At 43.9% G+C, this 9,234-nt stretch carries 4 protein-coding genes; 3 read left to right on the top strand and 1 reads right to left on the bottom strand.

Annotated features, from left to right (window positions below):
* The 3 genes from H6S82_RS09060 to H6S82_RS09050 all read left to right on the top strand — a co-directional run.
* Nucleotides 1-1,395: asparagine synthase-related protein (locus H6S82_RS09060; RefSeq protein ID WP_191056162.1), on the top strand; the 1,395-nt coding region annotated here is incomplete at its 5' end.
* 95 nt (nt 1,396-1,490) lie between these two features.
* Nucleotides 1,491-2,807 carry an MFS transporter gene (locus H6S82_RS09055; protein ID WP_190465301.1) on the top strand — a complete coding sequence of 439 codons (1,317 nt, stop codon included), beginning with the start codon at nt 1,491-1,493 and terminating at the stop codon, nt 2,805-2,807.
* Nucleotides 2,797-5,307: a penicillin acylase family protein gene (locus H6S82_RS09050; RefSeq protein WP_190465302.1), complete on the top strand. Its 2,511-nt coding sequence runs from the start codon at nt 2,797-2,799 to the stop codon at nt 5,305-5,307. The genes H6S82_RS09055 and H6S82_RS09050 overlap by 11 nt, the downstream gene beginning before the upstream one ends.
* Here H6S82_RS09050 and H6S82_RS09045 read toward each other — a convergent pair.
* Complete coding sequence (locus H6S82_RS09045; RefSeq protein WP_190465303.1) at nt 5,283-8,414, bottom strand: plasmid replication protein, CyRepA1 family; 3,132 nt, start codon at nt 8,412-8,414, stop codon at nt 5,283-5,285. The two genes, H6S82_RS09050 and H6S82_RS09045, sit on opposite strands and share 25 nt — an antisense overlap.
* Between the last annotated feature and the right edge of the window lie 820 nt (nt 8,415-9,234).

Genomic DNA, 9,234 nt, shown 5'->3' with positions numbered 1-9,234 from the left:
TACACAATAGTTAACGACACACTTTATCTAGCATCAGAAGCCAAAGCCTTATTTGCCGCAGGCGTGACGGCTCGTTGGGATGAAGAGTCATTTTTCCAACAACTATTTCTTTACTTAAACCAAGACCGCACATTATTTGCAGGCGTTTATCAAGTACCGCCCGGTCATTACCTTCTAGCAACTCATCAAGGCATACAAATTGTTCGCTATTGGGATCTCGATTACCCCACACTTGATGCGCCTCCTCCACCTAGAAACGATCGCGAATATATCGAACAAGTTCGTTACAAATTGGAGGAAGCTGTTAAACTCAGACTGCGGGCAGATGTGCCAGTTGGCAGTTTCCTCAGCGGCGGTCTCGATTCTTCTGCTGTACTCGGTATCGCTGCAAAATATAGTAGCGAACCCATAAGAGCTTTCACGATCGCTTTCGAGGGAGTCGGTTACGATGAAGGGGAAATCGCTCGCGAAACAGCAGCAAAAGTGGGAGCCGACTTTCAGCAGATTCCCGTCAACTCTTCCGATTTTGCTGACAATATTGCCGATGCAATTTGGCACGCTGAAATTCTCGATACTAACTGTCGTGGTGTCGCCAGATATTTACAAAGTCGCGTAGTACACGAGCTAGGTTACAAGGTTGTACTATCGGGCGATGGTTCTGATGAAATATTTGCCGGATACGGTAATATCAGACAAGATTTGCGAGGAAATTCCGCATCTGGTCACAGTACGCCAGCATCTTTAGCTGGGGTACAGGAAACTTTGGGCTTTGTGCCATCTTGGTTGAAAAACGTAGCAGTAGATAGAGCTTTTTTCCATGTTCTCTTAGCACCAGATTATGCTGCCAAATTTGCCGATCGCGATGTCTACCGCATCTTTTTGAACCAATTCGATCTCCAAGGACAGCTATTAGGGCGCGATCGGATTTTACAATCGCTATATTTATGGTCGAAATCAATCTTGCCTAATTATTCTTTGTTTGCCGAACGTCTGGAAATGGCAAATTCCGTCGAACTCCGGTTGCCATTTTTAGATCACCATCTTTTTGAGTTAGTGCGCCAAATTCCCGTTTCGCTGCTGACATCTGGAACGCGGGAAAAATATGTATTGCGAGAAGCATCCCGACCTTTTTTAACCGACACAGTTTACACCCGTCCCAAACATCCTTTCACCGCTCCACCTGCTACTTTAACAAACAATCGTTTGTACGCATTGATGCAAGATTCTTTACGCAGTTCTGTGATGGCATCGGTGCCGTTTTTCGATCGATCGACTGTGATTGCCTTGCTGGATGAACTTCCCAACATGGCTGAGCGCAAACGCATCGCGTTAGAATCAACGCTGATGATACTATTGTGTACGTTCTTTCTCCAAAAACGATACAATTTATCGTGAATTTGAAATTTTAGATTTAAAATTTCAAATTTTTGGTTAATGCTTGCCGGAAACATTAGCAAATCTGAAATCTAAAATCTAAAATCTAAAATCATATGAAGGTTTTTATTATCATTTGGTTTGGGCAACTTATCTCGCTAATCGGTTCCGGTCTGACGAGTTTTGCACTGGGTATTTGGGTATATCAGCGCACTGGTTCAGTCACGGATTTTGCCCTCATTTCTCTGTTCACTTTTCTACCTAGCATCTTGCTATTACCGATCGCAGGCACTTTTATAGACCGCTGGAATCGGCGAATAGCTTTATTAGTAAGCGATTGCGGCGCAGGTATCGGCACTCTGGCTGTTGCTTTGCTACTGTTTGCAGGTCAATTGCAAGTTTGGCAAATCTACATCGCTGTGGCAACTAGCTCTCTTTTTAGCGCTTTTCACTGGCCAGCTTATCATGCTGCGATCGCACAACTCGTTCCCAAACAACATCTCAGTCGCGCTAGCGGTATGGTACAATTTGCACAAGCAACTTCGCAACTTGTCGCACCAGTACTCGCAGGTTTATTAGTTAGCAAAATTCAGATTCAAGGCGTCATCCTAATTGATTTTGTCACTTTTATTTTTGCCTTCGTAACGCTGCTGTTCGTCCGCATTCCCAAACCGGAGACTATCCCCGAAAACGAAGATAAAAAGAAATCTTTACTGCAAGAAACATTATACGGCTGGACTTATATTTCCACACGCCCCGGACTGTTCGGACTGATGATATTTTACAGTTTCAGTAACTTTACTTTAGGCATTGTCGAAGTTTTGTTGACGCCATTAGTTTTGAGCTTCACCTCTAGTACCGTCCTTGGCACTATCTTATCTATTGGCGGTAGCGGAATGCTTTTGGGTAGCGTTGTCATGAGTGTATGGTCGGGGTTAAAACGCCGTATTTACTGTATACTTGGCTTCACTCTGTTGCAAGGTTTATTATTATGTATAGGGGGATTACGACCTAGCGCCCCACTCATTGCTGCCGCCGCTTTTGTTTATTTATTCAGCTTGCCGTTTATCTTGGCTTCCAGTCAAGCTATTTGGTTTACCAAAGTCGCGCCGGATGTGCAAGGACGGGTGTTTGCCGTACAGCGCACGATCGGCTTATCATCGTTGCCATTTGCTTATATAATTGCAGGGCCGTTAGCCGATCGCATTTTCGAGCCACTGCTTGCCGTTAATGGCCCACTAGCTCCAAGTATCGGACTGACGATCGGCGTAGGACAAGGGCGCGGCATTGGGTTAGTATTTATTGTTATGGGAATTCTTAATATGTTAGCAGTTGCGATCGCCTACCTCTATCCACCCCTACGCTTAGTAGAAAATGAACTACCCGATGCCATTACACAGATTGTAAATATCGCAAACGAACATGAAAAATAAATTAATTAAAGCACTCAAAATTGTCGGTACAGGTGTCCTCGCAGTAACAGCTATAGCTGGCGGTTTGGCTTTTTATACTGTTCGTAAATCCTGGCCGCAAGAAACAGGCACTATTAAAATATCCGGTTTAAAAGATAAAGTAGAAGTTTTTCGAGATAAATGGGGAGTCCCCCATATTTATGCCTCCAACCAACACGATTTATTCATGACACAGGGCTATATCCACGCACAGGATCGCTTCTGGCAAATGGATTTTTGGCGGCATATCGGTTCGGGTCGCCTAGCAGAAATGTTCGGCAAATCTCAACTAGATACCGATAAGTTTTTGCGGACATTGGGATGGGCGCGGGTAGCACAACAAGAGTTAGCACAACTCGATCCCAACACCAAAGCAATCTTGCAAGCTTATGCAGATGGAGTTAATGCTTATCTCAAAGATCGCCAAGACGGTGCTATTAGTTTAGAATACACTATCCTCAAACAATTAAATCCAAAATATCAGCCCGAACCTTGGCAACCTCTCCACAGTTTAACCTGGGTGAAAGTGATGGCATTGGATCTCAGCACCAGTTTTGATAATGAAATTCAAAATGCTATTTTTTCCAAAAGTTTAACGTCATCTCAATTGAATGACCTGTTTCTTCCTTATCCCAAAAAGCATCCCCTAATTGTTCCCAATCCAAATAATGCTAATAGTTTTGATAAAACTGCTTTAGTTAATCCTGACGCTCCGGCAGTTGATTCTGCCTTACAGCCGATCGCCAAACAGCTTAACACTTTAAACGGCTTATTAGGGAAAACCCGAAATGGCATCGGTTCAAATAGTTGGGTGATTTCAGGTAAGCGCAGCGCCACAGGTAAGCCTATCTTGGCAAACGATCCTCACTTGGGCATTCAAATGCCTTCGATTTGGTATCAAGTCGGTTTACATTGCACTGCCAAAACATCTGATTGTCCCTACAAAGTTAACGGTTTTTCCTTTGCGGGAATGCCGGGAGTTGTCATCGGTCATAACGATCGCATTGCTTGGGGTTTTACCAATGTCGATCCAGATGTGGCCGATTTGTATATTGAGAAAATCAATCCCAATAATCCCAATCAGTACGAAGTTAATGGGAAATGGGTTGATATGAAACTCGTCAAAGAAAATATCCAAATCGCTGGCGGCGATTCCCTTTCCCTGACAGTGCGTTACACCCGTCACGGGCCGATTCTCTCAGACACTTATAAGGATCTGGAAAATTTTAATCAAAAAACTAGCATAAATCTACCCCAAAATTACGCGATCGCTCTGCGTTGGACAGCGCTGGAACCGGGCAATAGCTTCCGGGCAATTTTCAATATTAACCGCGTCCAAAATTGGAATGAATTTCGCAATACTGCACGAGAATTTGATGTGCCGTCCCAAAATCTCATTTATGCAGATATTGATGGCAATATTGGGTATCAAATGCCCGGAAAAATCCCCATTCGCGCTAGTGGCAACGGGCGCTATCCCGTGCCCGGTTGGACTGACAATTATGAATGGAAAGGTTACCTTCCTTTTTCGCAACTTCCCTTCGCTTTTAACCCGCCCCAAGGTTATATCGTCACCGCCAACAATGCGGTAGTTGGACAAAATTACCCATATTCGATCGCACAAGATTGGGATTACGGTTTCCGCGCTAAGCGAATTGTGGAGATGATCGAGTCACAAAAAGCTCCCATTTCTGTAACCTATTTTCAGCAGATGCAAGGGGATAATAAGAATTTAAATGCCGAAAATTTAGTACCGATTTTGCTAAAAATTCCTTTAAATGACGATCGCTTAAAGCGGGTACGCAATATTTGGGTAGGTTGGGATTTCCAAGACAATATGGATTTGGCTGCCCCGGCTTTGTTTGCGGCTTTTTGGAAGCACCTTTTAGCTGACACATTTCACGACGATTTACCTCAAGATTATTGGCCAGACGGTGAAGATAATTGGTTTGAAATAGTAGGTCGCTTGGTGCGGCAACCGAATAGCCGTTGGTGGGATAATAAAACAACGCCTGAGATTGAAAATCGCGATCGCATTTTCCAACAAGCTTTTACCAAAGCAGTGGATGAATTGGAACGCACCTTGGGTAAAGACCCGACTAAATGGCGTTGGGGCAATTTACACACCGCCACTTTCCGCAATGCTACTCTAGGCAAATCAGGAATTGCTCCCATTGAAGCACTGTTCAATCGCGGGCCATTTCCTACTTCAGGGGGCGGTTCAATTGTCAATGCCACAGGTTGGGATGCCAGCAAATCCTTTGAGGTGGTATGGTTACCTTCGATGCGAACGATCGTCGATTTGAGCAATTTGCAAAACACCCTCAGCATCCACCCTCCCGGACAATCCGGTCATGCTTTTCATCCCAACTACGATAATGCGATCGAACTTTGGCGAAAGACTCAATATTATCCCATGCTTTGGGAACGCAGTGCAGTGGAAGCTAATAGCAAAGCTCACCTAACACTAACTCCGAAGTGACTGCGCGACTCTAAATCTAAACGTCTCTGGCTGAGAGTTTCTAAAATTAACGTATCGCGTTTATGCCAAAGTTGAAAAATTTCCTCTCGTCCATCATCAAGAATTTCTGGTGCGATTCTATAAACCTTAGTTTGGTTTCCCTGTACCTCGTCCACCTTAAAATACTCCAGCTTTAATCCCAACAGACTAAGAAGTTTATTGGCGAGTTTTATAGAAGTAACGGTATACCTTTCTGTTTCCATCGGAATATTGATACCAATAGTCTTTTTAATTTGCTTGCTGTATCGAAACGCCGTTTCTTTCAGACGAATCAAATCTGCATCTGTCTGACGAAATTCTCGCTCCTGTTCTAAAAATTGCTGTACTCCCAACGCTAAAAGCGCCTCAACTTTCAAAGTATACACATTGATATCTGGCAAAAAAACTTTGCCTTCGCCTCTATAAAGTTGCAGATGCCATTCTTGGAAATCTCTAATTCGGAAATACTCGCTTTCATGAGTTAGATAGTAATGCAGCAGCAATTGCGAATAATATCCCTTGTCATCGCGCAGCTTCAACTGCGGAGTTACCTCTACCCCGTAACGCTGTCGCAAGATGTATTTATCTATTTGATTTTGTTCGTCATCAGTTAGCGATCGCTTCCCTAACAAGCGATCGTATTCTTTATGGCTGATATCGCAAGCGCAGGCAACCGCACAGGCAGATTGGAATTCTGCTTGCGTGCGAATTCTCTTAATTTGTTTTTTGATAGACTTAGATTTTTGGCTGCGTTCGTAAAATTCTTTTTGCACTTTGACGATTTGCAGTACCAAATTCTTTCTAATTTCGAGATCCGCAGAATTTGTGGCGATCAATGCCATGCGTAAATCCCTCACAATATCGGTTGGAGAAACATCGCTAATTACATTCACCCGATGCTTTTCTGCCATCAAACCTTCTAACATTGATTGACGATACAGGGCGATCGATCCATTTACCCTCGCCGCCAACTTAGCCCAAATTCTCAGATGAATCGGATCGCAAACAAAAGGTAAATCGACATCAACCTTATACAAAGGACTCATCAAAGCTAAATTTTCCTTGTGATTTTCCTGATACCATTCCGATAGCACGCGGTAATTTTTACTGCCACAACCGATCGAACCGATACCGCGTTTGGCACACCAGATAAATCGCGGCATATTAGCACGCACTCTCGCTAAAGCTTGTCGCGCTTCCCAATCTGGAATTACTCCTTGAAAGATACCATAAACGCGATCGAAATGTTCCCCATCAATACTCACACCAGTACCCAGACTGGGAGTGACGAAAACAGCGTCATATTCCAAAGCTTTTTTATTGATATCTTCGACAAAATTTACCGCTTCGTGACCGGATGTGCGGGTTGTTTGACTGCTGACTACTAGCGTTTTGGGATATTTATGGATCAACTGTTCCAAACGCTGTTTGATGTAGCGATCGATCGTTTCGCAACTGTAACGCCCAGAGCGACTATCGGTAGTAACATAACACTTTTTCCCCGCAATTAAGTCAACTTCCAACTGTTGAATTAGCAATGTTGGGTTTGGGGTATCGTAAAAAGTGACATCCCAACCGCGATCGCATTGCCATTCATTCACCGCCACCCACGGCGAAATCTCAATTCCAGACAGTCCTTTGAGATAATCTAGGGATAAATCTGATAAATCGGCATCTTGGGCAATCACTAAACCGCCACTTTGCAATACGGTAGCAATTAATTGCTGAAATACTCTTAAAATTAAGATTCTTTTTTCCTTGCAAGTGTTGCTGTTGAGGAGATGCCACAAACATTGTTCGACTTCATCCAAAATGACGATCGCACCCTGCCATTGCGACGGGTTTAACTTCCAAATTGAATCGATGCAAAGTCCAAGCGATCGCGTCTGGGGCATTGGCAGAGACTGTCTTATTTCTTCACACCTGTAGCTTGTTTCCGCGTCACGGCGATGATTCCCATGCCCTATGCCCCATTTCACCCCGATTTTCTCGCACAAAAACTGTCCTAATTGGATTCTGTGGGTAAGCAATAAGATCGGCTGACCTCTTTTTTTCGCTGCTTCTATAAGCGGTAAAAGCGCGGTGGTTTTTCCCGTACCTTTGGCAGACTTAACTCCCACTAATCCAGATGCGGGAAAAGGCAGATTTTCCAGATAGGGACGATTGAGAGTTAATGCGATCGCATAGCTTAACTCGGTATGGGGTTTGGTTTTGGCAATATCGGTTTCACAGTCGGCGCTAGCTCGATAAACTAACTCGAAAGCAGCAGCACCTTGGGCAACGATAAAATCATCAACACCTTTTTCCATTCCCGGAAGTCGGATAACTTTTACCGAACAAGATTTGTCATTGAAAAGTTTACCGAGTTGTGCGATCGCATTGTTAACTGCCCGGAGCGTCTTGGGTTTAGTTTCATAATCAAAGCAAATATAAAATGTGCGTACTTTCTCAGTAAATGGGAGAAACTCCGGTATTAACTGCCGAGAAATAACATTACCTTGAAAATCTTTGCTCGATCGGTAGCCGTTACTGATTCCCGGTAATGCGATCGCCGCATATCCTTGACTCAACAAAGCAGCTGCTTTCTTCGCACCTTCGCAGATAATTACAGGAATTTTTTCTGCGACTACCCACTGCCAAAATCCCAGCGCTTCCCCAGTTTCTGTAATAACAATATTCTCTGGCATGGCAACGTTGTAGCGCCGAGAAACCTGCTGCCAAACGTGCAAAGGTACCCGCAAACAAAAAACCCGCGTCGGTGTTTTGGGGGGATGTTCGTACTTGATTGACTTGCCCTTTTTGTTGAGCCTGGGACGATTTGGCTTATAGCACCCCCACTTCATCTCGCGCCAATTGTTGAGCGGGTCGAGTCCCGAACACCACCAGCCTCCCGCAGCGATAAAAGCGTGGCGACGAAGCCAGCTGCTGTGTTGTATCCCCGCACTACACATAGCAGGCGATATCCACAAACGATCCACGACAGCATCTGCTGTCAGCGAAATGAAATTCAGCGCGGCAAGCTTGCAGTCAATGCCGCTGCACGATACTAATTCTCGAAAGTGTTCCGGGTCTAAACTGAGTGGACGCATTTGCTAGGGGCTAGGGACTAGGGGCTAGGGGCTAGGGGAAGAGGGGAGAGGGGGGAGTGGGCGAGTAAATCCAAAATCCTTGCATCGGGTGACGCTTCATCGATTCCTTTACTTCCCTGTCGTAAGTTAGAGCAACTGGGATCTAAAACCTTACACTAGCCGTAGGGTATATTGCAACTTAGGCTACGCTACTATTAGCGTAGTCTTCAAATCCAGCAATATTGCCATTGCCAAATTACATTATTTGTGATACATAAAGTAGCGCAGCCTGGTTAACCTCAGCGATTTTAGGTTGCGATCGTTTTGAAACCATCCCAAAACTAACTTTGTAGGTTGGGTTGAGGTACGAAAACCAACGCTTCAGTTGAGTTTGTCTTCACTCAACTCAACCTACGGGAAAATGGCGAGGGTATTGTTGTAGCATCGGAATTAATCAAATATCTGTATGGTTTTAACTTTCACAAAATCTAGGGGAATACAAAAAGAAGAAAATGCCAAACACCCTTAGTGCTAGGTTAATTCGGGCGCTTTGGAAACGAAAAAGTTTGATTAAAGTCAATGTAAATTCTTGTAAAAAATTATAGATTATGGAGCCATAAATGGGAATACTTTCATCGAGCGTGTAAATTAGAAATATCTAAACGCGCTATCCCAGCTACTATAAATATAAAGCAGATGGCTCAAGTTAATTTTAGGAAACTCGTTACTAAAAGAGAAATATCAAATGTCATCAATGACATTACCAATGCCATCGGCACTTCTATTTGTATCGAGAATGCAGATGGTAAGAAATTGCTGGATACGCAAACTAATAATGTGT

Origin of the sequence: Planktothrix sp. FACHB-1355 (genome assembly GCF_014748295.1) — a bacterium.
GTDB classification, from domain to species: Bacteria; Cyanobacteriota; Cyanobacteriia; order Cyanobacteriales; family Aerosakkonemataceae; genus Aerosakkonema; species Aerosakkonema funiforme_A.
This window is presented reverse-complemented; position numbering and strand designations above follow the sequence as displayed.